This is a genomic window from Hymenobacter sp. BT491 (genome assembly GCF_014349165.1).
Taxonomy (GTDB): domain Bacteria; phylum Bacteroidota; class Bacteroidia; order Cytophagales; family Hymenobacteraceae; genus Hymenobacter; species Hymenobacter jejuensis.
The window spans coordinates 626,127-650,394 of sequence record NZ_JACSJJ010000002.1 but is presented as its reverse complement, the minus strand read 5'-3'; the positions used below and the strand labels follow the sequence as shown (position 1 = coordinate 650,394).

Here is a 24,268-nt window from a genome sequence, read left to right as displayed (position 1 = left end):
AGAAAGGCTCTTTTGTATGCGCACCCGGCAACAGACGGACAACGCCACCGAAAGCCCCTGCGTACACGCTGCTGGCTGGTCGCGTGGACTGGCCTTAATTTCCCCTCTTACCTTATGTCTACTCTCGCCGAAAAAGGCCTTCGGATTGCTAAAAACGCCGTTTTCAATGTTTTCCTCCGACGCGCCACCAAGCTCCTGGGCAAACCCTTCGCCGTGGCCGTAACCCTGCGGGAAGTGGCCGCCAAGCTCGACGACCAGAATAGCAAAAAGGGCCCCATTCAGCAAACCATCGACATGGTGCGCACGCTCATTCGGCTGGTAGGCGCTTTCGTCAGCGGCTCGTACCGCCAAATCGAGACTACCACGATCATATCGGGGTTGGCCGTGCTGCTTTATGTGCTCTCACCCGTGGATCTGGTGCCCGATTTCCTGCCCGTCGTGGGTTTTCTGGATGATCTGGCGTTGATGAGTTGGTTTATCGGCAAGTTCCGCGACGAACTGATCCGCTTTCAGAAGTGGGAAAAAACGTCTGCTCTCGCCATAACGGGTACAGCCCCCGAACCAGCCAGAAGCGACCGCAGCCTGCCTCCGGTGGCAGAGTTGGGCCATTCCTGAGTTAATATCTTCTGCTGCGTAAGTGGGAAGTTCCCACAAGTATGTGCACGTTTATGGGCGTTGCACTAGGAGGCTATCTGCCTGTTCACTTGTAAGTTATCTGTACTTAAATAAATATAAGTTAGTAGTTGCCAGATAGCTTGTATGTCTAAGGGAAAGAATGTACTTGCAGATGTGACTAAATACATTCGCATTTATTCTTCCTTTAATCATATACTACTGGTAACATGCTAAGACTTTCCTCCCTCGCCAAGCTGGGCGCGGCCGTTCTGCTTACGACCTCGCTCAGCGGGTGTCAGGACCTGCTGGAGCAGCTATTTCCGCAGCCCAATCCAACGCCCACTTATCCCGATCTGGGGCTGGACATTTCCTTTTATGCTTTATCGGGAGGAACGCAACTCGACGCCTATTCTACTAAAACACCGGTTGCCCGCACGGCTTCGGTGGCCATCACCGGTTTGCAAAACGGCGAGAAGCTGTTGGCGCTAGACTTCCGCCCCGCCACCGGACAACTTTATGGCCTAGGCAGCACCAGCCGTTTGTATGTGATTAACCAAAAGACCGGTACGGCGCGCGCCATCGGCAACGGAGCTTTCACGCCAGCGTTGGCCGGCAATCTGGTGGGATTTGACTTTAACCCCACCGTGGACCGGATCCGTTTAGTGACCAACACCGGCCAAAACCTGCGTCTCAATCCCGAAACCGGCACTGTGGCTGCTGAAGATGCGGCACTCACCAGCGTAGAAGGTGCCACCGTAACGGGAGCCGCGTACACCAACAACGTGGCCGGCGCTAGCACGACCGTCCTCTACGACCTGGACCCAGCCACCGACCAACTCTACCGCCAAGATCCACCCAATGAGGGCAAACTCGTGGCCCTAGGCAGCATGAAGCTTAACATCAGCGGCGACGGAGGCTTCGACATCGATGCCCAGACGGGTACGGCCCTTGGGCTGTACCCAGTGAATGGCAAACCGACTCTGTTTACGGTGGACTTGAACACCGGCGCGGCGCGGGCCTTGGCGCAGTACAGTGCCAGCTTAGGCTACACCGCCCTTGCCATTCCGACACAACCAGTGGCGTATGCAGCTGGTTATAGCGAGCTTAATTTCCGAGAGACCACAAACTTTCTCCACATCTTCGACCCGACGAGTTCTGCTACCCCTTCCGTGCAGGTAACGAAGGTCATTGGCGGGTTGGCCAAAAATGAGAAGGTGCTCGGCCTTGATTTCCGCCCCGCCACCGGCCAGCTCTACGCCTTAGTCGCAGGTCAAGCCGGCCTTTACCGCGGCGACGATATCACCTACATAGCCAGCAGCCGTCTGTATACCATTAATCCTGCCACGGGCGCGGCCACGCGCGTGGCTGAGTTAGGGACGCCCGTGGATTTTTACGGACAATACGGGTTTGATTTCAATCCTGTGGTGGACCGAATCCGCATCGTTTCCTCATCGGGCCAAAACCTGCGCGTCAACCCCGAGGATGGCAGCGTGGTCGAGGACGGGCGCATCCAGCCCAGCGACGTACGGCTCACCGAAGCCGCCTACAGCAATAGCCTCGCCGGCGCGACTTCCACCAGCTTGTATGCATTGGGCGATGAGAGAAACGGAAGCACGCTCTACCAGTTGAGTTCTCCCAATACAGGCATCCTCACCCGCATTAACTTCCTGGATATCAACAGCCTGCCTCCAGTATCAATAGAGTCTGGTATCCCAAGAAATGCTTTTGGCTTTAACATTGGGGGCACCAGCAATACCGCCTACGCCATTCATTTGTACCAGGGCTTGACTGAATACTCGGTTAGCACGGTGAACCTAAGCACGGGCACGGCAACATATATCCGTCCCTTAAACTTGGTCGGTGGGCGGCCCTCCTACATAAATGCATTGGCCATTGGGCCCGGCTTTTAAGCCTTGTTTGTCTTTCCATTTAAAAGCCCCCTGTCAGCAGGGGGCTTTTTTGTGCCATACCGGAAGTTATATAGTCTAGTTTAAAGCCGCCTCTTCTTGACGACATTAGTACTATTTTCTTCACTTTACGGCCTCGTTGGGTGCATACGCACCGTATATACATAAGTAATTGGCAATGATCACTTTATATTCAAAACCTTATCTGAAGCGTTTTCTGGGGCTGACCTTGTTGTTACTGCCTCAGCTGTTGCGGGCCCAGCCGGGTACAGCGACTACTGCCACTTCCACCTTGCTGCGCCCAGCGGCCGTTTTTGATGGGCAGGAGTTGCATTCGGGCTGGGTAGTGCTGGTAACCGGAAACAAAATTGTGGCCGCGGGCCCGGCCGCGCAGGTCAGTGCGCCCGCCGGAACGCGCACCCTAGAACTAACAGGCCAAACCTTGTTGCCGGGCCTGATCGAAGGCCATTCGCACCTGCTGCTCCACCCCTACAACGAAACCTCCTGGAACGACCAAGTGAACACGGAGTCGTTGGCCTTGCGGGTGGCCCGCGCCACCGCCCACGCCCAGCGTACGCTGCTGGCTGGCTTCACCACCGCCCGCGACCTCGGCACGGAAGGCGCCGGATTTGCCGATGTGGGGTTGAAACAAGCTATTGATCAAGGCATTATACCAGGCCCGCGCCTGCTGGTGGCTACGCGGGCGTTGGTGGCGTCGGGCAGCTACGGACCTAAGCTTTCCGTGGATGTGGAAGTACCACAGGGCGCCCAAGAAGCCGACGGCCCCGAAGGCGTGGTGCGCGCTACCCGCGAGCAGATCGGCAAAGGGGCCGACGTCGTCAAGGTGTATTCCGATTATCGCTGGGGCAAAGGCGAACCTTCGCGCCCTACGTTTTCGCAGGAAGAACTCAACCTTATTGTGCAGACGGCACGCGCCGCGGGCCGCCCGGTGGTAGCCCACGCATCAACCCCCGAGGGCATGCGCCGCGCCGTTCTGGCGGGCGTCGAAACTATCGAGCACGGCGACGCCGGCACGCCGGAAATCTTCAAGCTGATGAAACAACGCGGCGTTGCGCTCTGCCCAACGGTAGCTGCCGGCGACGCCGTGTCGCAATACTTAGGCTGGCGCAAAGGTCAAGACCCAGAGCCCGAACGCATTCGCGAGAAACGCGTGAGCATAGCTGCGGCGCGCAAAGCCGGGGTAACCTTCGCAATGGGCGGCGACGTGGGCGTATTTGCCCACGGCGACAACGCCCGCGAAATGGAACTACTGGTGCGCGAATACGGCTTTACACCCCTCGAAGTGCTACAAGAAGCTACCAGCGGCAATGCCCGCATCTTTCACCTCACCGACCGCGGCAGCATTAGCGCCGGGTTGCTTGCCGATTTGGTTTCTGTCACCGGCGACCCCACGAAAGACGTAGCCGCCCTGCGACAGGTGCAGCTAGTGATGAAAGATGGGGCCTTGTACAAGCAGCCGTAGACGTATCTTACGGTCGTTCAATTCCTTGTTTACCAAGCTCTTGCGCGTAGCGATCGTAAATCTCGCGCAGGTCGTTACCGTGCTTGTCGGCATCAACACCGACGCTGATGTTGCTAGTGTGGAAGCGGTGCAGGTGACTGATGTGCGGCGAGATGACCGGCTGATGCCCCGCCAGCAAGAAACGTACATACAAGTCTAGGTCTTCGGCCATGGGCAGGGTTTCGTCGTAGCCCCCGACTTCTTCAAACAGCTTGTGGCTGTAGCAGACGTTGCCCTGAATGAAATGCTCGGCCTTGAAAATTGCCCGGAGCATGTCGGTGGGCGAGTCGAAGCGCCAAGCGTAATAATCTTCGCCGGGCAGGTAGCGGCGCTCCTGATCCATGCGCAGAAAATCTGCCACAAACCATTGTGTGTTAGCGCTTTGCTGAATCAGATCGGCATAATGAAACAAATTGCGCTGGAGCATAATGTCGTCGTCGTCCAGCGGAACCAGCCATGCCTCGGCGGGCGCATGCTTGATTACCGTGTTGCGGGCGGGGCCGGGCAACGACTTGATTTTCTGGCTCCAGTAGCGCACCGGGGCGCCGTCTTGCTTGGCTGCTTCGCGAAGCCAAGTGGCAGTGTCGTCGGTAGAGCCATTTTCGCAGATTAACTGCTCGAACGTAATGTCAAGGGGGGCCGTGATGCTGGCCCGAACGCTGGCCACAGCTTCGGGCAGGAATTGGCGGCGGTTGTGAGTCGGAGTAATAACGCTAAAGTGCATGCCTTCCTATTCTGCAATTGGCCAAAAAAAGTTGCTTCCGCCCCCGGTCAAGCTCAACTTTCCGGGCGGAGGTGGCGTTAATCCAGTATCCACCCGCTTTGTCATGGCCAAATTTGTCATCACCTTCAACCTGCCCGACTTCTTCGACGAAGAGTTTCTGGCCCTGATTCCACCGCACCGGGCGCTGGTTAACCAGCTCATCGAAGCCAACATCGTGGAAGCCTACGCCATCAGCGCCACTCGTACCCGGGGCTGGATCACCATGAACGGCGAAACCCCGGAAGCCGTGCGGGCCATCGTCGAGCAATTCCCGCTCTACCGGTTTTTCCGCCGCGTCGAAATAGACGAGCTTTTCCTATTCGACAGCAGTACGTCCCGGTTTCCGCGCGTCAGCCTCAATTAGCGCATTCCGCAACAGCGGCAGCTCCGGCCCGGTTTGTGCAGAATGGCGTTGCGCCTATTCGCTTCTGTATTAATTTTATTTCATGCTCCGTTTTATCTGGCTTACCGCCCTTGCCACGGGGCTGCTGGCCTTCCTACCCGCAGCACCACCGGCTGAAAAACTCACTACTGATCAGTTACTTACACGCCTTACCGACGCTATCGACGATCTTAAAACCCTGCGCTGCAACGTGCGGGCCCAGGAGCGCATTGGCAGCAGCTACCAGCAAGCCCGCACCAGCATGAAAATGACGCTGAGTCCGTTGCGGGTGTATTTGAAAAACCAGAAAGGCATTGAGGTACTGTGGGTTACGGGCCAAAACGACGGCGATGCCTGGGTGTACCCCAATAGCTTCCCGTACGTCACGCTCAGCCTTGATCCCAACGGTACATTGATGCGCCGCAACCAGCACCACAGCGTGCTCGACGCGGGTTTCGGCACCATTGCCGACATCATCCGCGGCTCCAACCTGCGCCAAGATCGGGCCTTCGATCGCTCGTTTCATTACGACGGCGATACGCTCGTGGCGGGGCATCCGTGCTACGTCCTGCGCTCCGAGTTTCCGCAGTTTCGCTACGTAACATACAAAGCCGGCAAAGGCGAAACCGTAGCGCGGGTCGCCGCTCGCTTTGGCTGCGGCGAATACCGAATCATGGAGCGCAACAGCCTTTCCGCCGAAACCGCCATTCCCGAAGGCAAAGTTTTGCAAGTACCCAATGCCTACGGGCGGCGCACGATCATCTGCATTGATCAGAAGCTATTCCTGCCAATATCGGTGCAGGTTTTCGACGACAAAGGCTTGTTTGAAAAATTTGACTTTTCGGAAGTAGCTGCTAATCAACCTATTCCGTTAGCAGAATTTACCAAAGATTACAAAGGATACAAGCTGTAGCATTTTGCAGAAAAACCCTTAAAGTGCTAACCCAACTGCCTGTAAGTGGTCGGCTTGGGAAATGGGCATCTATTCCTTTCCCGTAGGATATGCCCCAAAATGCTGCGTTTCATTCAGGACAAAGGAGAAGTTGCGACTTCTCCTTTGTCGTTTCAGCGTATGCCGTCACGGGCTGCTGCTACCCGCCATGCGCTTCAAGTAAGTGCTCCGGCAAACCGCATAATAAATAAATCTCGGCTGCTCAGCATTCGTACAAAAGCACACATATTTCGATGTAATTATCTAACAGTCAACTATTTAACTAGAAGTGTATACTCTATAGGCAGACTCAGTAAGTAACTGCGTTTAATTCATCGCTTCATGTCGGCTTCATGCCACACGGTCTAGCTTGTGCCGTCAATACCCGACACCAAGCTGGGCTGAATCGGCATTTCTCGTTCGATTTTGATCTTTTAGACTGGGGGCGGGCCTGACATTTTCACTGGAGTCGAATGGCTTTCTGCTACACCAGCAAAGCCCATTGCAAAGCATGAACGAACACGATGTAAGCCACGCCGTCCCGTCGACGGAGTTTTTGAAATGGCAACAGCAGCTGTTGGATTGCCAACGAGCTAATCAACAGCAAGACCACCTGATTTTCCGCTTGGTGCAGGCACCCAACGCACCACCAGCTCAGGTAATGACCGTTCATTGCCCCCTTCAAAATCACATTTCCTAAGATTATCACACCCCTCAGGGGATTTACCGTCTTTATGAAAAGAACGTCCATGCTCGCACTCGTGAGCTTGTGCGGCTTGTATTGCGCTACAAGCTGCTCGCAAGAAAAAGAGGAAAAGGAAGAGAAGATTAAGCTTCTGGCTACCAGCCCTTTACAGAAAGACACAACCATCACCAAAGAGTACGTCGCCCAGATCCACTCCATCCAGCGTATTGAGCTACGGGCCTTGGAGAAAGGCTATTTGGAGAAGATTTATGTCGACGAGGGGCAACACGTCCGGCAAGGACAGCTCATGTTTCAGATTAAGCCCACGGTGTACCAGGCCGAGTTGAAAAAATCGCAGGCCGAAGCCAACTATGTGGGCCAGGAGTACCAGAATACCAAGAAGCTGGCCGATAAAAACATCGTATCCAGCAGCGAGCTAGCGCTGGCGCAGGCGAAGTACGATAAGGCCAACGCCGATGTCTCGCTGGCCCAAACGCACTTGCAATTCACCACGATGAAGGCGCCGTTTAGCGGCATCATGGACCATTTCCAAGCCCGATTGGGCAGCTTGGTTGATGAGGGCGACTTGCTGACGACCCTATCGGACAACAGCAAAATGTGGGTTTACTACAACGTGCCGGAAGCCGAGTACCTCGACTATAAGAAGCACGCCAAAACCAGCGACAGCGCCACGAAAGTGAAGCTGCGGATGGCCAACAACGAGGTGTTCAACCAAACTGGCGTGGTGCAAACTATTGAGGCTGACTTCAATAACGAAACCGGCAACATCGCCTTCCGGGCCACTTTCCCCAACCCCGACGGCCTGCTGCGCAACGGCGAAACCGGCAGTGTGCTCATGACCGTGCCGCTGCAACACGCCCTGATTGTGCCGCAGAAAGCCACGTTCGAAATCTTGGAGAAGAAATATGTCTATGTAGTCGATAAGAACAGCGTGGTGCACCAGCGCGAAGTGAACATCGCCTCCGAAATGCCCGACCTCTACATCATCAAATCCGGCATTTCCCCCAACGACCGGATTCTGTTGGAGGGCCTGCGCAAGGTGAAGGATGGCGACAAGATTACCTACGACTACAAGGCGCCACAGTCGGTTATCTCGCACCTGAAAGTGTACAGCGAATAAGGTCCTATCCTATAAATAACCAGACAGAATATGTTTAGTAAATTCATTCGGAGGCCCGTTTTTGCCATTGTTATCTCGGTGGTCATCGTCCTGATGGGCGCGCTGGCCATCATGAAGCTGCCTACGTCGCAGTTCCCGGAAATTTCGCCGCCCCTCGTTATGGTGAGCGCGGCCTATCCCGGCGCCAGCGCCAAGGTGCTCACCGAATCGGTGCTGATTCCGCTGGAACAGGCCGTGAACGGCGTACCGGGCATGAAATACATGACCTCCGACGCCGTGAGCGCCGGCGAAGCCAACATCCAGATTGTCTTCAACTTAGGCACCGACCCCGACCAGGCCGTCGTGAACGTGAACACGCGTATCGCGCAGGTACTGAACCGCTTACCGGAACTGGTGCAGCGCGAAGGCGTGGTGGTGAACCGCGTGGTGCCCAACATGCTGATGTACGTGAACTTGTACTCGAAAGACAAGAACACGGACATGAAGTACCTGTTCAACTTCGCCGGGGTGAACATGCTACCCGAGTTGCAGCGCCTCAGCGGCATTGGCCGGGCCAACATTCTGGGTAGCCGCCAATACGCCATGCGCGTGTGGCTGAAGCCCGACCGCATGCGCGCCTACAATATCTCGGTAGATGACGTGATGAAAGCCCTTGGCGAACAGAGCGTTATCGGCTCGCCGGGCCGTATCGGCCGCTCGGATGGCGGGCAGGCGCAGTCGCTGGAATACGTACTCAGCTACCAGGGCCGCTTTAGCGACGTGGAGCAGTATAAAAACGTCATTCTCAAGGCCAACCCCAACGGCGAAAGCCTGCACCTGAAAGACGTGGCGGACGTGGCGCTGGGCTCGGAGTTCTACGACATCTACTCCAACCTGAACCAGTACCCCTCGGCGGCTATCGTACTGAAGCAAACCTACGGCTCGAACGCCTCGGACGTGATTAAAGAGGTGAAAGCCAAGCTGGAAGAGCTGAAGAAAACCAGCTTCCCGCCCGGCATGGACTACAAAATCACCTACGACGTGTCGAACTTCCTCGACGCTTCCATTGAGAACGTAATCCACACCCTGCGCGACGCCTTTATTCTGGTGGCCCTGGTGGTGTTCCTGTTCCTCGGCGACTGGCGATCGACGCTGATTCCGGCCATCGCCGTGCCGGTGTCGCTCATCGGCTCGTTCGTGGCCATGCAGGCTTTCGGCCTGACCATCAACATGATAACCTTGTTTGCGCTGGTGCTATCAATTGGTATCGTCGTGGACAATGCCATTGTAGTGATTGAGGCCGTGCACGCCAAGATGGAGGAAGAGCATCTGTCGCCCTATAATGCTGTGCGTAAGGTAGTTGGCGAAATCAGCGGGGCCATTATCGCCATCACCATCATGATGACGGCCGTGTTTATTCCGGTATCGTTTATGAGCGGCCCGGTGGGTATTTTCTACCGCCAGTTCTCCATTACCATGGCTACGGCCATCGTGATTTCGGGTTTGGTGGCCCTGACGCTGACGCCGGTGCTTTGCGCCATGATTCTGAAAAACAACCACGGCAAGCCCAAGAAAAAAACGCCGATGCAGCGCTTCTTCGACTGGTTCAACCGTGGTTTTGAGAATCTGACCAACAGCTACACCGGCTTGCTGGAGAAGATTGTGGCCAACCGCCTCATCACCTTCGCCATGCTGCTGGCCTTCGGGTTGGGCATCTGGGCCATCACGGCCAAGCTGCCGGCCGGCTTTATTCCGAGCGAAGACCAGGGCCTGATCTACGCCATTGTGCAGACGCCGCCCGGCACCACGCTGGAGCAAACCAATGCCGTTTCGCAGCGCCTCGCCAGCCTAGCCAAGGACGTGCCCGGCATCGCCAACATTTCAACCCTGGCGGGCTACGAAGTACTCACCGAAGGTCGGGGCTCCAACGCCGGCACCTGTCTGATTGACTTGAAACCGTGGTCAGAGCGCAAAGAATCCATTGCCGATATCATCGGAGCCTTGGAGAAAAAGGCGCACGAAATCCCCGGTGCGACCATCGAATTCTTCGAGCCACCGGCAGTGCCGGGCTACGGCGCAGCAGGCGGCTTCCAGCTGCAATTGCTCGACAAAACCAACTCCGGCGACTACAAAGCGCTGGAAAAGGTGAACGAGGAATTCATGGCCAAGCTGAAAAAGCGCAAGGAGCTTGCGGGCCTGTTCACCTTCTTCTCAGCCGACTATCCGCAGTACGAGCTGAAGATTGACAACGAGTTGGCCATGCAGAAAGGCGTGAGCATCGGCAACGCCATGAACACGCTTTCCATCATGGTGGGCTCGACCTACGAGCTGGGCTTTATCAAGTACCAGCGCTTTTTCAAGGTGTACGTGCAGGCTTCGCCCGAATATCGGAAGCTGCCCGAAGACATCCTAAACATGTGGGCAAAAAATGACAAAGGCGAAATGGTGCCGTTCTCAGCCTTCATGAAAATCGTTAAGTCGCAGGGCGCCAACGAAATCAACCGCTACAACATGTACACCACCGCTTCCATCCGGGGCGGCGCCGCCGAGGGCTACAGCTCGGGAGAGGCCATTAAAGCCGTGCAGGAAGTAGCGCAAGACCTGCCCCACGGCTACGACATTGACTGGGGCGGCTTGTCGAAAGACGAAGTGTCGCGCGGCAACGAGTCCACCATTATTTTCCTGGTGGTGCTGGTGTTCGTTTACCTGGTGCTCGCTTCGCAGTACGAAAGCTTTTTGCTGCCCTTGGCGGTAATCTTCTCGCTGATTGCGGGCGTGTTCGGGTCGTTCCTGTTCATCAAAGTAATGGGCCTAGCCAACGACATCTATGCCCAGGTGGGCCTTGTGATGCTGGTCGGTTTGCTAGGTAAGAACGCCGTACTGATTGTCGAATTCGCCGCCCAGAAGCACGCCGAAGGTATGTCGGTCCGCGAGGCGGCCATCGAAGGGGCCCGCGTTCGTTTCCGCCCGATTCTGATGACCTCGTTTGCCTTCATTGCGGGTCTGATTCCGCTGGTGCTGGCGACGGGCGCCGGAGCTATCGGCAACCGCACCATCGGTAGCTCGGCCCTTGGCGGTATGCTGTTCGGCACCGTGTTCGGGGTGGTCATCATTCCTGGCTTGTACTACTTCTTTGGTACGCTGGCCGGCAGCCACCAACTGATTCGGGACGAAAACGAATCCCCCATACTGGAAGGCGTTGAGCCGCGCGTATTAATTGAAGAAACAGAACCTTATGCTTAAGAGACGCATCTATCAATGCCTTAGCGCAGCCAGCCTCTCGTTAGCAGTTGCGGCTTGTGCAACGCCGAATCTGGTTCAGAAAACAGTAAACCGAAGAGTTCCTGCTAGTTATAACAATGCCAACGCGCAGGATACGGCCAGCACCGCAAAGCTTCGGTGGAAGCAGTTTTTCACCGACCCGAACCTGGCTGCCCTCATCGATACGGCGCTGCAAAATAACCAGGAGCTGAACATTGCATTGCAGGAGATTCAGATTGCCCGCAACGAGGTCCAGATCCGCAAAGGCGAGTACCTGCCCTTTCTGGGCTTGGGCGCTAAGGCCGAAGCCGAACGTCCCGGTCGGTACACGCTTCAGGGCGCGACCGAGGAAGCCGTCAACATTCAGGAGGAGCGAAGAAACCCCAATCCGCTGCCCAATTACCAGATCGGCGCTTTTGCGAGCTGGGAAGTGGATATCTGGCACAAGTTGCGCAATGCCCGCACGGCAGCAGCCCTGCGGTACCTGGCTACCGTCGAAGGCCGGAATTTCACGGTCACGAATCTGATTGCCGAAATTGCCAACTCGTATTACGAACTCCTAGCGCTCGATAACCAGTTGGCCCTGACCCAGCAAAACATTGAGCTTCAGAGCAATGCGCTGGAGTTGGTGCGACTTCAGAAAGAATCGGCCCGGGTGACCGAACTGGCGGTACAACGTTTTGAAGCGCAGGTGCACAACACCCGCAGCCTTCAGTACAATATCCAGCAGCGCATCACCGAAACTGAAAACCGGATCAATTTTCTGGTGGGGCGGTACCCGCAGCCTATTGTTCGTAACGATCAGTCATTCAACGATTTAGCCACGAACAACATTCAGGCGGGGGTGCCCGCGCAGCTGTTGCAAAACCGGCCGGATATCCGGCAGGCCGAACAACGGCTGGCAGCGGCCAAACTGGACGTGCAGGTAGCCCGCGCAAACTTTTACCCGGCGCTGCGCATAACCGGCGGAGCGGGCTTCGCGGCTTTCAAGCCCGGCTTGCTGTTCACGTCGCCCGAATCCATGATGTATTCGCTGGCGGGCGATCTGGTCGCGCCGCTGGTGAACCGCAACGGAATCAAGGCGGTGTATGGGAGTGCCAATGCCCTTCAGACCCAGGCCATTTACCAGTATGAGCGCACCGTGCTAAACGCTTATGTGGAGGTAGCCAATCAGCTGGCCAACATCAACAATTTGGCCAAGAGCTACGACGAGAAAGCGAAGGCCGTGCAGGCCCTGAACCAGTCGAGCACGATTTCTAACAGCCTCTTCCGTTCGGCAAGGGCCGATTACACGGAAGTGCTCTTCACGCAACGGGAAGCCCTGGAGTCAAAATTTGACCTGATCGAAACCAAAATGCAGCAATTGAATGCCACCGTTAATGTGTATCGGGCATTGGGTGGCGGCTGGAATTAACCGCACAAACCGGCCAGCTCAGCTGCTGTAACTCCGCCCGTCGCGGCCGAGTTACTTATACGCACAAAGTCCGTCTTTCACAGCAAACAAGTGCTGTAAAAGACGGACTTTGTGTTTTGCAGGAAACGTTGTTCGCCCCTACTAAGTCAGCACTCGCTTATCGGCGCATCGCTTTCTCAATTTGGTCCCACATGGGCGCGGGGATCATTTCCAGCTTATTGAATTCGCCGGCGCCGTTGAGCCATTCGCCGCCGTCGATGGTCACGACTTCCCCGTTGACATAAGCCGAAAAATCGGATACTAAGTACGCGGCCAGGTTCGCAAGTTCCTGATATTCACCTACTCGCTTCAGGGGCACTGATCCGGCTGGGTCGAGCTTTTCGGCCAGTGGGGCTGGGAATAAGCGGCTCCAGGCGCCTTCCGTCGGGAACGGGCCGGGCGCAATGGCGTTGGAGCGAATGCCGTATTTGGCCCACTCCACAGCCAAAGAGCGCGTCATGGCCAGCACACCGGCTTTAGCGGCCGCCGAAGGAACCACATATGCAGAACCAACTGATGCATATGTGGTTACGATATTCAGAATGGTGCCGGGTTTCTTATCGGCGATCCAACGCTTGCCAAAGGCCAGGGTGCAGTTGTAGCTTCCGCGCAACACAATGTCCACGATCACATCGAAGGCTTTGTGGGAAAGACGCTCGGTGGGGCTGATGAAATTGCCGGCCGCGTTGTTGAGCAACACATCGACACCGCCAAATTCGTCGTGGGTACGCTGCAACATGTTTTCTACTTCCTCATATTTGCGCACGTCGCACTGCACGGCCAGCACCTTGCCACCGGTTTGCTGGCGTAGCTCGGCGGCGGTTTTTTCCAGCACGTCCAGCTTGCGACTGGTGATGGTAACGTTAGCGCCAAGCTGAAGAAAATATGTGGTCATGGCGCGGCCCAGGCCGGTGCCGCCGCCGGTTACGACGATGGTTTTGCCTTGAAGAGCGTTATCGCGGAGCATGGGTTGGGAGTAGGCAGGCATGGAACGAGGTTGAGAAGTAAGTGTGGGAAAGCCACAAGAACGGCATTTTTGGATTTGGCAGAGAAAAAAACCAAGCGAAGGAATTTTTACCACCTTTGGGACGCATGACAACAGATCCCTTTCTTCCGACCATTGCCGTGTTGGGTTGCGGTTGGCTGGGCCTGCCCCTGGCGAAAGCGCTGGTTGCGGCGGGCCACGTCGTGACCGGCTCCACGACCCGCCCGAGTCACTTGCTGAAGTTGCGCGATGCCGGCATTACGCCTTATTTGCTGCGCCTTGGTCCGGAATTCACCCAAACCGACGACGATACGCTTCGAGCCATGCTCACCGGCGCGGATGTATTGGTGCTCAACGTACCTCCGCGTAAGACAGCAAGCACCTATCCGGATTTGTTACGCCCTGTGCAACAAGCGATTGCGGCCTGCGGCGTGCGGCACATTCTGTTTGTAAGCTCTACCAGCGTCTATCCCGATGAACCCCGCGTCATGACAGAGGTTGATGCGGTTTCTACGGCTACCGCTTCCTCGGATTTGTTGCGGGCTGAAAGCAACTTCATCCAGCAAAGCCACTGGCTTACCACAGTGGTTCGCTTTGGTGGTCTTTTCGGGCCGGCACGGCCGCCGGGCCGCTTTCTGGCGGGCCGCCAAGATGTTCCCAATGCGCAGGCGCCCGTCAACCTCATTCACCTCGACGATTGTGTTGGGCTGCTGATGGCCATCATTCGTCAGCAGGCCTGGGGATACACCTTCAACGCATGCGCCGACCATCACCCTACACGGCAGGAATTTTACACGGCTGCCGCCGCCCAATTGCACACCGCACCCCCAATATTCCGCGCCGACGATACCAGCAGTGGCAAAACCATCAGCAGTGCGCTGATGCATAAATCACTGAAGTACAAGTTCTTACATAATAACTTGTTTGAAGCGTTGAAGGCCTGAAGCTCAGGTGTTTCACACGTATCTTTGCGGCGTGAATTCCTCTTCTTTTGTAGTAGCCGTGCTGGGCGGCGGGGCGGCGGGTTTTTTTGGCGCCATCGCCTGTGCGGAGGCCAACCCGCAGCTCACGGTCATTCTCATCGAAAAAACCGGCAAGTTGCTGAGCAAAGTGCGTGTATCGGGTGGCGGTCGCTGCAACGTAACGCACGCTTGTTTTTCGCCGGCGCAGCTTGTGCAGCATTACCCACGGGGTGGCAAACAGCTGAAAGAGCCGTTCAAACAGTTTGGCGCCCAGGATACGGTGCAATGGTTCGAGCGCCGCGGCGTCCAGCTCAAAACCGAGGCCGATGGGCGCATGTTTCCTACCACCGATTCCAGCGAAACCATTGCCCAGTGCTTGCTGGAAGCTGCGCGGCAGGCCGGCGTAAAAATTTGGAATAACACGGCGGCTGAAGAGCTTACTCCCTTGCCGGAAGGTGGCTTTTCCTTGCGTCTCACGGGCACTCATGCGCAGGAACTGGTTGTAAATAAGCTACTTATCGCTACGGGCGGCGTTCCCAAAAGCGAAGGCTATAATTGGTTGCGGGCCTTAGGCCACAGCGTTGCCGAGCCAGTGCCTTCCCTGTTTACCTTCAACGTGCCCGAATCGCCCCTGCGCGAGCTAATGGGCGTGAGCGTGCCACACGCCCGCGTGGTATTGGCGGGTTCAACGCTTTCGTATGAAGGGCCTTTGTTGGTTACACACTGGGGCGTGAGCGGCCCGGCCGTGCTCAAGCTATCGGCGTGGGGCGCACGCCTCCTGCACGAACTCAACTATACCGGCACAGCCCTAGTAAGCTGGGTACCAACGCATACTGAAGAAAAGCTGCGGCAATGGCTGCACGAATTTCGGTCTCAGAATGGCCGCAAGGTGGTGCAGTCCAATCCCCTGTTTGGTTTGCCGCAACGACTTTGGCGTACCCTCACCGACCAAGCCGGAGTAATAGGCGAAACGCGTTGGAGCGAATTGGCAGCCAAAGTTCAGAATCGCCTGATTGAAAACTTGTTACGCATGCCCTTGGCAGTGCGCGGCAAAACGACATTTAAAGAAGAGTTTGTGACGTGCGGTGGCATCCCGCTGGCTGAAGTCAATATGAAAACAATGGCAAGCCGCCTCGTACCGGATCTGTATTTCGCAGGCGAAGTACTTGATATTGACGGCATTACGGGCGGATTCAACTTTCAAGCTGCCTGGACGACGGGCTATCTGGCCGGACAAGCAATGTCATCTACCCAACAGGAGCAGGGCTGATATTGGCGCGGGCCAGTTTTAAGTAAGCCATTAAGCGGAGATACAGCGCATGTGTTCGGGCAGGCCAGTTTGCAACCCTACCTGGGGTTTAGCAGTACAGAGAAACACAACTTTGTTTCCCTCTACACCTAAACCGACCCACTCATGGATGCCAAAACAACAACGGCCGCCCTCAACGAATTACTCGAAACGCTAAAAGATGGCCAGAAAGGCTATGCAGAAGCCATGACCGACGTGGAAGACGCCGATCTGAAAGATACCTTTAAGAAATATGCTGCCCAGCGCTCCAGCTACATCACCGAGTTGGAAGACCAGATGTTCAAGCTGGACCTCAAGCCAGACGAAAGCAGCTCCGTAACCGGCACCGTGCACCGTGCCTTTATCAATCTTAAAGGGCTGGTGACCAGCAAAGACCGCCATAGCATTCTGGCAGAATGCGAGCGTGGCGAAGACTACGCCAAGAAGGCTTACGAAACCGCGCAAAAAATCCAGGATCTGCCGGGCGAGCTGAAAACCATCATCGACAAGCAGGCTGCTGGTATCAAGCAAGGCCACGACGAAATCAAGGCTCTGCGCGATTCGTCAAAATAGTATTCGACTCCTGAGCAATCAGAAGCCATTTTTCACAATTCCTTAACTATAAGGTAGTTGTGAAAATAAGATAAAAAGAAAACGCCCCGACTGCCAAAACAGTCGGGGCGTTTTCTTTTTATGCTAAGCGATACTATTCGTCAAAGCTTTGGTTGTCGCGACGGCCTTTATAGCCACCTTCGCTGCTGCCACCGCGGCTATTGCCACCGTAGCTTCCACCGCCGCGGTTGCCGCCGTAGCTGCTACCGCCACCGCGGTTGCCACCAAAGCTGCTGCCACCGCGGCTTCCGCCGTAGCTGCTGCCGCCTTCGCGACGGTCGCCGTAGCTTCCACCGCCGCGGTTGCCACCGTAGCTGCTGCCACCACCGCGATTGCCACCGTAGCCACCACTGCCACCCTCGCGACGATCACCAAAGGGAGCGCGACGAGCCGGACGGTTTTCATCGGCGCCGAAGCTGCGACGTTCGCGGTTGCCGCCTTCCTCCTGTGCATCTCCTTCTTGACGAGGAGTGGCGATGTTGAAGGAAACCGGACGGCCTTGGATGGAGGTGCGGCCCAGCGCCGAGATGATCTCATCGGCAAACTCGGAAGGCACTTCTACAAAGCTAAACTTATCGTAGAGCGCGATATCGCCAACTTTACCAGCGGTGAGGCCGGTGTTTTCGGCGATCAGATCCACGATGTCACGTGGATGCACACGGTCTTTTTTGCCCATTGTCACGAACAAACGCGTGAAACCCGGACGAACGGCGCCACGCTCGCGGTCAGCTTCCAGGCTTTTTTCAGCCTGTTTGCCTTCCTTCATGGTCATTTTCAGCAACGCAGCTGCAATGTCCAACGAGGTAGTTTCTTCTTCCTGGTCGAGCAGACGCTGCACACGGGCAACGTACTTTTCTAAGTTGCCTTTCTCGATGATTTCTTTGATCTGGTTCAGGAACAGCGTGGTTTTCACCTCCGATACGTCCTCAAACGACGGAATGCGTTCCTGCTTGATCTGCGCTTTGGTAAAGCGCATGATGTCGCGCAGCTTGTAAATATCGCGACCCGACACGAATGTGAAGGCGCGACCCGATTTGCCGGCGCGGCCCGTACGACCAATGCGGTGCACGTAATATTCTTCGTCGGCGGGAAGGTCGTAGTTTACAACAGCTTCTACATTTTCTACGTCGATACCACGGGCGGCTACGTCGGTGGCTACCAGAATTTCCAGCGTGCCTTTGCGGAACTTATCCAGCGTGTTCTGGCGCTGCTGCTGGCCCATGTCGCCGTGCAGTCCTTCGGCAAAATAGCCTTTGGCTTGCAGGTCGCCTACGATGTCGTCTACCATGCGCTTGGTGTTAGCAAACACAATGGCTGACTTCAGGTTGAACATGTCGATCAGACGGGTGAGCACGTCCTTTTTCTGCGGACCTCGCACTTCGTAGTAGCTCTGCTCGATGTTCGAGACGGTCATTTCCTGATGATTGACCTTCACGATTTGCGGATCGCGCTGGTACTTCTTCGTCAGTTCCATGATCGGCTTGCTCATCGTGGCCGAGAAGAACACCGTCTGGCGTTCGGCCGGCATCTTCGAGAGCACCGTTTCGATGTCGTCGCGGAAGCCCATGTCGAGCATTTCGTCGGCTTCGTCGAGGATGACGGTTTTCACCTTGTCAAGCTTCAGCGTACCGCGTTCGATGTGGTCCATCACACGGCCGGGCGTACCGATTACGATTTGCACGCCGCGCTCCAGAGCACGGAACTGACGATCGTAGCTCGAGCCACCGTAGATCGGCACTACGGCCAGACCACGCTTGTACTTGCCGAGTTTCTGAATTTCACCCGACACCTGCACAGCAAGCTCACGGGTGGGGCACAGCACCAATACTTGCACGTCGCGCGAGTCGGAATCGACGCGCTCAATGGCGGGGATACTAAAAGCTGCGGTTTTGCCGGTACCCGTTTGGGCCTGACCAATTACGTCTTTGCCTTCCAGCAAAACGGGGATAGCAGCGCTTTGGATTGGCGAAGCCTCTTCGTAGCCTACTTCCGTGATAGCGCGCTGCATCTCCGCAGAGAGCGCGAGCTCGTCAAATTTTACTTTTTCCATGTCAATGGTTGATGGAGAATAAACAATGCTCTGAAAACAGCAGATTCAGCGACGTTCTTCTCCCACTCAACAACAACGACAAGCGACGGAAGCAACGGACGGAAGACGGTGACGGCCAGTATGTTAAACAAAAGCAGCCGTAGCTGCGCGGAACGGGGCCATTCTCAATGCGGCTGCAAAGGTACGAAAAATATAGTACAATATCTAGGTTAGACAGAAAATCTCTAAAAGACGCCGCATGGCACAGAAAAACAACCCTCTGCTTCTTCTTGCTGCATCGTTAACGTAAACCAATTTTTATAGTTGGGCTACGCAACTCCTCGCATAAACATAATACATTGATAATCAAGTGTTTACACCTAAGCATTAAAACAAAAAAGCATGCCAGATAGCATGCTTTTTTGTTTCGACTATGAGACGAAATCAGCTTACGCCAACTTCACCTTTACAGCGTTCAGGCCTTTTTTGCCTTGGGCTACTTCATACTCAACTTTGTCGTTCTCGCGGATATCATCCACTAGGTCGCTTACGTGTACGAAAATGTCTTCGCCAGTAGCGTCGTTTTTGATGAAACCAAAACCTTTGGTGTCATTGAAGAATTTTACAGTTCCTGTCTGCATGATGGGTTTGTAAGAGTTTCTTTAAGATAATGCAGCCACTGAAAAAACTGCTGAAACTCTAGGCATCTGGCAGGCGAAACGAAGCTCATTCTCTTAAGTTGAGTCAAAGATACTATATAATTTCCTGAATTGATGCAATACCCCCCATAGAAACGTTGTTAGGGAGGCGAGTCGGACTGCTGTCTTCCGCCCAAAACCAATCGAAAATCGCCTCTTATTCGTCTGAAAGGCACATTTTCTGCTGCCGCACTTTTTTCTATATGACTGACCTTACTGGCCCTGCTTTTCGCTTTTCCCGCACATTTCAAGTCGTCGAAAGCGACATTGACGAGCTTGGCCACGCCAATAATGTGCAGTATGTGCGTTGGGTGCAGGATACGGCCGGCGCCCATTGGCTCACGGCCTACCCGCCGGGCGAGCGCGAAGCTTATATATGGGTAGTGCTCGAACATCGCATTCGTTATCATCGCTCGGCCTTCGCTGGCGAGGAGCTACGTGCTACTACTTGGATCGGGGAAGTAAAAGGCGCGCAAAGTCAGCGCTTTGTGCACATAGAGCGCGTTTCAGATGGGGTGCTGCTCTGTGAGGCTGAAACGCAATGGGTACTGCTTGACCCCGCTACTCAGCGGCCGAAGCGTGTGACGCCGGATTTGATCGAGCGGCTGTGGGGACCGGTGGGATAAAAAGAGTAGAGCAAACAGTAAGCTAAGTATACAGCGCCTATAATCATTGGTTATCGAACGAACAACTGATAGCCCACTTTCTTCTATGCTAAACCCCAGAGGATGCGTCCTATACTGTTTATGTTCACATAATATGACTGCTCTTTTGCCAATTATGCCTAGCGCATAGTAATTGAATATTGTCGGCTCTCAGGGATGTACCACCTTTAGAGAAAGGGAGGATATGATCAAAGTGTAAATTATCAGCGCTTCCACATTGAATACATTTCCCATTATCCCGTTTCCATACCTCCAGTTTAACAGAAGTCGGTATCAATCTATTATGACCAATATCTTTTAGTTCTTCAACCCGCTTATTCTTTTGATCAATACTTCTATCCGTCACATGGAGCTTGAATTTAAATACATTTCTATCCTCTGATTTTGATTTTTCAATCCAAGAATCGATCAGTTCGAATACGCCGTTATATACCCAAATACCATCTTTTATTTTCTCATATACCTTGACCAATTCAGGAGAGCGCCCATTTTTATACCCTTCTGCTGCCTGAAAGAATTTCCCATTTTGTGTGAGCCGGCCACTTGGCAATACCATTGGCTGATTCATTTTTTGGCACGTCGTGTCCTTCGTAGATAAGGACGTCTCCATTATTCTCAATTCTATCAGCGTACGGAGCACCTTTCCGTAAAGACATCAATATCACACTCACCTCGCCTCCCACTTGGAAGTTCATTCCTCTTTGCAATGAGTATCCTACTTCAAGGCACATCTCATTATAACAAATTATATCGCCCGGTTGTGCCATGGTATTAGTCGTGAGTGCTAAGATGCCCTAAGTAGTTGCCTGTATATCTCCCGATTTTATTGGCATAGTGCGCAATTAGGGCCAATCTACTCAAATGGGCTATAGTGACATTACTTCTGCTTTACTTTTGCAGAAAGCCACTCTCCTTCCAAAATGCCCCAAACCTTTCGCATCTATTCCTCTTCCGCCGGCTCTGGCAAAACGTACCAGCTTACCAAGGAATACCTGAAGCTGGCGCTGGGCTCCGAAGATCCAGCGTATTTCAAAAGCATTCTGGCGATCACGTTTACCAACGATGCGGCTGGGGAAATGAAGCATCGCATCATCGAGGCGTTGCGGCGCTTTGCATACCCTATTGATAATCAGGAGGATGTATTGCTGCGCGAAATAGCGGAAGAATTAGCGGCGGACGGCCACTTGCCGCGTCATGCCCAAACTGCCGCGGAGCGGCAACAGGAGCTGCGGCGGCGGGCGGCGGCTACGTTTCGGCTGGTGCTGTATCACTACGCCGATTTTGCCGTCAGCACCATCGACTCGTTTGTGCAACGCATTGTGCAGACGTTCACGCGAGAGCTGGGCTTGCCGGCTACGTTTGAAGTAGAGCTAGACAGCGACACCGTTCTACAAAGTGCTGTGGCACTGTTACTTGATAAAGTAAACCGCGATCCCAACAGCAAGCTCCTCTCCCGCTCTCTGGCCGACTACGCCCTGACCAAAGCCGACGAAGGCCGTAGCTGGAACAACCTCTCCGACGAGCTAGTCCAGTTTGGCCGCTTTCTGCTTAGCGAACCCGTTCACGAAGCCGTGGCCCAACTGCAGCAACTGTCGTTGCAAGATTACCGCCGCCTGCACGAGACGCTGCGCAAACGCAAGGAAGAAATCGAAATTACATTTCAGGCCGTCGCGGCGCGGGCACTGGCCACGTTGGACGCGGCAGGCGTCATGGAGGCTGATTTGTACCAAGGCAAGAGCGGCATCATTGGCTACTTTGCGAAGTGGCAGGAGCGCTTATTGCCTGATAAAGAAGCCAATAGCTACGTACGCGCCACCATCGAGCAAGACAAATGGTACAGCGGAAAAGTCAAGACGGCGGCCGACAAGCTGCGTGTGGATGCAGTAAAAGCCGATGTAACCGCTGCTTATCAAGAGCTTGAAAATCTGCGTGCCGCACAACTATCAGATTATCTGATAGTTACTGGGATGCTGCCGTACCTGTTTCAGGTATCGTTGCTGAGCGAACTGAGCAAGGCCGTGGACCAGCTCAGCCGGGAGCGCGGCGTGGTGCTCATTGCCGAGTTCAACCGCCGCATTGCCCAGATTGTGTTGCGCGAGCCGGTGCCCTTTCTCTACGAGCGCATGGGCGAGCGCTACCTGCATTTGCTCATCGACGAGTTTCAGGATACCTCTGTGCTTCAGTGGAATAATTTGCTGCCGTTGGTAGAAAATGCTGTTTCGACCGGCAACCTTTCGCTGGCCGTGGGCGACGCCAAGCAGGCCATTTACCGTTGGCGCGGCGGGGAGATGGAGCAGATTCTGCGGCTGCACAAAAATCAAACAGAATACCTCTACGGGCGCATTGCCGACGAGGAATTACGCGATCTGTTGCAGAGCCGCTACATCACCCTCGACCAAGCGCTGGAACCCCGACAGCTCAATGTAAATTACCGCTCGGCACCGGGCATTATCCAGTTCAACAACGACTTTTTCGGGCAAGTAAGCCAAACGCATCCGCAACTGCCGTTGGTGCAAGGTATTTACGATGAGGAGTTTGGGCAGGAGTCGCCCGACCGACTGCCTGCTGCCTCGGGCTCACCGGGTCATGTTGAACTGCTCTTTACCGACAACGACACGCTTGCCCGTCGCTACGACCCCGCCACCGGCGCTTACACCGAGGAGCCACTGCCCGGTCTTGCGCCCAACCACGTTTTCGACTACGACGAAAGCACGCTTTACCTGACGCTGCAATTGGTTGAGCAAGCCGTGCACGACGGCTTTCGCCTTCAGGATATTGCCGTGCTGTGCCGTCGGCGCGACAGCAGCCGGCGCGTGGCTAAGTTCTTGAAAGAGAGAGGCTATCCTATCATTTCTGCCGATTCGCTTTCGCTGGAGTTTGCGGAGGTGGTCAATTTGCTGGTGGCGGTATTTCGGGTGCTCAACCAGCCCGCCGATACGCTGGCCCGCGCCGAGGCCTTGTTGCTAGTGGACAAAGTGGTACGGCGCGTGGCGCCGACACCGGCCCGCGCCCGCCACATCGCCGGGCTGGCCAACGAAGCGCATGCCCTGCCCTTCTTCGACGAATTGCGCACGCTGGGCTACGACGTGCAGGAGCGCGAAACCGGCAATCTGGGCCTGTACGAGCTCACCGAGCGGCTGATTGGCACGTTTGGGCTATTGGGCCGCAACGAGGAAAGCGAATACCTTTTCCGCTTCCTCGACCTGACCTTGGAATACAGCCTGCGCTTCGGCAACAATCTTAATAACTTCTTGTCTTACTGGGAGTTAAAGAAAAGCACTTTGAGTATCAATGCGCCCGCCGGCCGTGATGCCATCACCATTACCACGGTGCACAAGGCGAAAGGGCTGGCGTACGGCGTAGTCATCGTGCCCTTCGCCGACTGGTCGCTGACGCCCTACCGCGGCACGCTGTTGTGGGGCCGGTTGACGACCGATGAAAAACCAGTGCCCGAGATGCCCGCCGTGGCCGTCGTCAGCCAGACGCAGGCGCTGACGTGCACGCCCCTCGCCTTGCAATACACCGAGGAGTTGGAAAAGACGTTTCTGGAAGGCCTCAACATGCTTTACGTGGCCTTCACGCGGCCGCGCCACCGCCTCTACGTCATCACCCGGCAGCCCAAACCAACCAAAGCGACCAAAGAGGGCGATACTACGGATACGCCCGAACAGGCCCGTACGGTGGCGGAGCTTTTGCATCGCTATTTGGTGGCTACCCACCAGTGGGACGACGAGCGCACGGCATATATCCTTTCCGACGGCCAAAATGCGGTTCCGAGTGCTAATAAACAGGCTCTTAGCCCCGACCTGTATCCTCTTACCAACTTGGCCAGCACGCCTTGGGAAGAGCGCCTGCGGCTGCGCCGGCATGCCAACACCGTCTTTGATTTCGACGATCAACAAGTGCAGCGAGAGTGGAACCGCAAGCTTCATTACGCCCTGCGCCGCATCATTTTAGCCATTGATGCCGACCGCGTGGCCGCGCAATTGGTGGCCGAAGGACTTGTGAGCACCCGCGAGCGCGCAGAGCTGGTGGAGAAGCTGCACCACGTAACCCAGCACCCGCAAATGGCGCACTACTTCAGCCATTCGGTGTTGGTAGAAACGGAGCGGGAGATTCTGGTGGGTGGCGCGCGCCGCCAAGATTACAAGCCCGACCGCATCGCCTTCGAGCCCAACATGGGACTGGCACCCGGCCGCGTTACGCTGGTGGATTTTAAAATTCCGCCGCCCGAAGCGCAGCACAAACGCCAGTTGCAGCAATATGCCGAGCTATTTCGCCAGCTGGGCTACTCCGATGTGCAATGTGTGCTGTATTATTTTGACACGGAGGAAGTACTTGTGTTTTAAGCAGTTACCTAGGCAAGTTACCTGCCGGTCATAATCAAGAC

At 55.2% G+C, this 24,268-nt stretch carries 19 protein-coding genes; 14 read left to right on the top strand and 5 right to left on the bottom strand.

Going from position 1 to position 24,268, the window contains the following annotated elements:
- Positions 1 to 114 precede the first annotated feature (114 nt).
- The 3 genes from H9I52_RS08500 to H9I52_RS08490 all read left to right on the top strand — a co-directional run bounded on the left by H9I52_RS08500 (position 115) and on the right by H9I52_RS08490 (position 4,005).
- Entirely contained in the window at positions 115 to 615 is a 501-nt protein-coding gene (locus tag H9I52_RS08500; protein ID WP_187453511.1) for a YkvA family protein, read from the top strand.
- Positions 616 to 842: 227 nt separating this feature from the next.
- Positions 843 to 2,525: a DUF4394 domain-containing protein gene (locus tag H9I52_RS08495; protein WP_187453510.1), complete on the top strand. Its 1,683-nt coding sequence runs from the start codon at positions 843 to 845 to the stop codon at positions 2,523 to 2,525.
- A 175-nt stretch (positions 2,526 to 2,700) separates the two neighbouring features.
- Positions 2,701 to 4,005: a metal-dependent hydrolase family protein gene (locus tag H9I52_RS08490; RefSeq protein WP_187453509.1), complete on the top strand. Its 1,305-nt coding sequence runs from the start codon at positions 2,701 to 2,703 to the stop codon at positions 4,003 to 4,005.
- Between the two features lie 7 nt (positions 4,006 to 4,012).
- Here H9I52_RS08490 and H9I52_RS08485 read toward each other — a convergent pair whose 3' ends face one another.
- Positions 4,013 to 4,768, bottom strand: a complete 756-nt coding sequence (locus H9I52_RS08485; RefSeq protein ID WP_187453508.1) for a glycosyltransferase family 2 protein — start codon at positions 4,766 to 4,768, stop codon at positions 4,013 to 4,015.
- 103 nt (positions 4,769 to 4,871) lie between these two features.
- Between H9I52_RS08485 and H9I52_RS08480 the strand changes: the two genes are divergently transcribed.
- The 6 genes from H9I52_RS08480 to H9I52_RS08455 all read left to right on the top strand — a co-directional run bounded on the left by H9I52_RS08480 (position 4,872) and on the right by H9I52_RS08455 (position 12,600).
- A complete protein-coding gene (locus H9I52_RS08480; protein ID WP_139516944.1) occupies positions 4,872 to 5,171 on the top strand; it encodes a hypothetical protein in 300 nt (99 codons plus the stop codon).
- A gap of 82 nt (positions 5,172 to 5,253) precedes the next feature.
- Entirely contained in the window at positions 5,254 to 6,102 is an 849-nt protein-coding gene (locus tag H9I52_RS08475; RefSeq protein ID WP_187453507.1) for a DUF1571 domain-containing protein, read from the top strand.
- Positions 6,103 to 6,631: 529 nt separating this feature from the next.
- The gene (locus tag H9I52_RS08470) at positions 6,632 to 6,820 is read left to right on the top strand and encodes a hypothetical protein (RefSeq protein WP_187453506.1); all 189 of its coding nucleotides are present in this window, start codon (positions 6,632 to 6,634) and stop codon (positions 6,818 to 6,820) included.
- Positions 6,821 to 6,854: 34 nt separating this feature from the next.
- Positions 6,855 to 7,946, top strand: a complete 1,092-nt coding sequence (locus tag H9I52_RS08465) for an efflux RND transporter periplasmic adaptor subunit (RefSeq protein ID WP_187453505.1) — start codon at positions 6,855 to 6,857, stop codon at positions 7,944 to 7,946.
- A gap of 30 nt (positions 7,947 to 7,976) precedes the next feature.
- On the top strand, positions 7,977 to 11,168 hold the full coding sequence (locus tag H9I52_RS08460; RefSeq protein ID WP_139516940.1) for an efflux RND transporter permease subunit: 3,192 nt from the start codon (positions 7,977 to 7,979) through the stop codon (positions 11,166 to 11,168).
- Entirely contained in the window at positions 11,161 to 12,600 is a 1,440-nt protein-coding gene (locus H9I52_RS08455; RefSeq protein WP_187453504.1) for a TolC family protein, read from the top strand. The genes H9I52_RS08460 and H9I52_RS08455 overlap by 8 nt, the downstream gene beginning before the upstream one ends.
- 157 nt (positions 12,601 to 12,757) lie before the next feature.
- On the opposite strand, the gene H9I52_RS08450 is transcribed toward H9I52_RS08455, so the two are convergent.
- Positions 12,758 to 13,627 carry an SDR family oxidoreductase gene (locus tag H9I52_RS08450; RefSeq protein ID WP_139516938.1) on the bottom strand — a complete coding sequence of 290 codons (870 nt, stop codon included), beginning with the start codon at positions 13,625 to 13,627 and terminating at the stop codon, positions 12,758 to 12,760.
- Between the two features lie 104 nt (positions 13,628 to 13,731).
- On the opposite strand from H9I52_RS08450, the gene H9I52_RS08445 reads away from it, so the two are divergent.
- The 3 genes from H9I52_RS08445 to H9I52_RS08435 all read left to right on the top strand — a co-directional run bounded on the left by H9I52_RS08445 (position 13,732) and on the right by H9I52_RS08435 (position 16,447).
- Entirely contained in the window at positions 13,732 to 14,568 is an 837-nt protein-coding gene (locus tag H9I52_RS08445) for an SDR family oxidoreductase (RefSeq protein ID WP_187453503.1), read from the top strand.
- A 31-nt stretch (positions 14,569 to 14,599) separates the two neighbouring features.
- Positions 14,600 to 15,856: an NAD(P)/FAD-dependent oxidoreductase gene (locus H9I52_RS08440; protein ID WP_316248015.1), complete on the top strand. Its 1,257-nt coding sequence runs from the start codon at positions 14,600 to 14,602 to the stop codon at positions 15,854 to 15,856.
- Between the two features lie 144 nt (positions 15,857 to 16,000).
- The gene (locus H9I52_RS08435; protein ID WP_139516936.1) at positions 16,001 to 16,447 is read left to right on the top strand and encodes a PA2169 family four-helix-bundle protein; all 447 of its coding nucleotides are present in this window, start codon (positions 16,001 to 16,003) and stop codon (positions 16,445 to 16,447) included.
- Positions 16,448 to 16,580: 133 nt separating this feature from the next.
- Here H9I52_RS08435 and H9I52_RS08430 read toward each other — a convergent pair whose 3' ends face one another.
- Together H9I52_RS08430 and H9I52_RS08425 are read right to left on the bottom strand one after the other, a co-directional pair.
- Entirely contained in the window at positions 16,581 to 18,536 is a 1,956-nt protein-coding gene (locus tag H9I52_RS08430; protein ID WP_139516935.1) for a DEAD/DEAH box helicase, read from the bottom strand.
- Between the two features lie 428 nt (positions 18,537 to 18,964).
- A complete protein-coding gene (locus H9I52_RS08425) occupies positions 18,965 to 19,156 on the bottom strand; it encodes a cold-shock protein (protein ID WP_139516934.1) in 192 nt (63 codons plus the stop codon).
- A gap of 260 nt (positions 19,157 to 19,416) precedes the next feature.
- Between H9I52_RS08425 and H9I52_RS08420 the strand changes: the two genes are divergently transcribed.
- Positions 19,417 to 19,839: an acyl-CoA thioesterase gene (locus H9I52_RS08420; RefSeq protein ID WP_187453502.1), complete on the top strand. Its 423-nt coding sequence runs from the start codon at positions 19,417 to 19,419 to the stop codon at positions 19,837 to 19,839.
- Between the two features lie 124 nt (positions 19,840 to 19,963).
- Here H9I52_RS08420 and H9I52_RS08415 read toward each other — a convergent pair whose 3' ends face one another.
- Positions 19,964 to 20,446: an HNH endonuclease signature motif containing protein gene (locus H9I52_RS08415; protein ID WP_222940441.1), complete on the bottom strand. Its 483-nt coding sequence runs from the start codon at positions 20,444 to 20,446 to the stop codon at positions 19,964 to 19,966.
- 352 nt (positions 20,447 to 20,798) lie between these two features.
- On the opposite strand from H9I52_RS08415, the gene H9I52_RS08410 reads away from it, so the two are divergent.
- Positions 20,799 to 24,227, top strand: a complete 3,429-nt coding sequence (locus tag H9I52_RS08410; RefSeq protein WP_187453501.1) for a UvrD-helicase domain-containing protein — start codon at positions 20,799 to 20,801, stop codon at positions 24,225 to 24,227.
- Positions 24,228 to 24,268: the final 41 nt, after the last annotated feature.

Coding starts and splice junctions, on each gene's coding strand:
- H9I52_RS08500 (WP_187453511.1), top strand. CDS start 115: ATGTCTACTCTCGCCGAAAAAGGCCTTCGGATTGCTAAAAACGCCGTT.
- H9I52_RS08495 (WP_187453510.1), top strand. CDS start 843: ATGCTAAGACTTTCCTCCCTCGCCAAGCTGGGCGCGGCCGTTCTGCTT.
- H9I52_RS08490 (WP_187453509.1), top strand. CDS start 2,701: ATGATCACTTTATATTCAAAACCTTATCTGAAGCGTTTTCTGGGGCTG.
- H9I52_RS08485 (WP_187453508.1), bottom strand. CDS start 4,768: ATGCACTTTAGCGTTATTACTCCGACTCACAACCGCCGCCAATTCCTG.
- H9I52_RS08480 (WP_139516944.1), top strand. CDS start 4,872: ATGGCCAAATTTGTCATCACCTTCAACCTGCCCGACTTCTTCGACGAA.
- H9I52_RS08475 (WP_187453507.1), top strand. CDS start 5,254: ATGCTCCGTTTTATCTGGCTTACCGCCCTTGCCACGGGGCTGCTGGCC.
- H9I52_RS08470 (WP_187453506.1), top strand. CDS start 6,632: ATGAACGAACACGATGTAAGCCACGCCGTCCCGTCGACGGAGTTTTTG.
- H9I52_RS08465 (WP_187453505.1), top strand. CDS start 6,855: ATGAAAAGAACGTCCATGCTCGCACTCGTGAGCTTGTGCGGCTTGTAT.
- H9I52_RS08460 (WP_139516940.1), top strand. CDS start 7,977: ATGTTTAGTAAATTCATTCGGAGGCCCGTTTTTGCCATTGTTATCTCG.
- H9I52_RS08455 (WP_187453504.1), top strand. CDS start 11,161: ATGCTTAAGAGACGCATCTATCAATGCCTTAGCGCAGCCAGCCTCTCG.
- H9I52_RS08450 (WP_139516938.1), bottom strand. CDS start 13,627: ATGCCTGCCTACTCCCAACCCATGCTCCGCGATAACGCTCTTCAAGGC.
- H9I52_RS08445 (WP_187453503.1), top strand. CDS start 13,732: ATGACAACAGATCCCTTTCTTCCGACCATTGCCGTGTTGGGTTGCGGT.
- H9I52_RS08435 (WP_139516936.1), top strand. CDS start 16,001: ATGGATGCCAAAACAACAACGGCCGCCCTCAACGAATTACTCGAAACG.
- H9I52_RS08430 (WP_139516935.1), bottom strand. CDS start 18,536: ATGGAAAAAGTAAAATTTGACGAGCTCGCGCTCTCTGCGGAGATGCAG.
- H9I52_RS08425 (WP_139516934.1), bottom strand. CDS start 19,156: ATGCAGACAGGAACTGTAAAATTCTTCAATGACACCAAAGGTTTTGGT.
- H9I52_RS08420 (WP_187453502.1), top strand. CDS start 19,417: ATGACTGACCTTACTGGCCCTGCTTTTCGCTTTTCCCGCACATTTCAA.
- H9I52_RS08415 (WP_222940441.1), bottom strand. CDS start 20,446: ATGAATCAGCCAATGGTATTGCCAAGTGGCCGGCTCACACAAAATGGG.
- H9I52_RS08410 (WP_187453501.1), top strand. CDS start 20,799: ATGCCCCAAACCTTTCGCATCTATTCCTCTTCCGCCGGCTCTGGCAAA.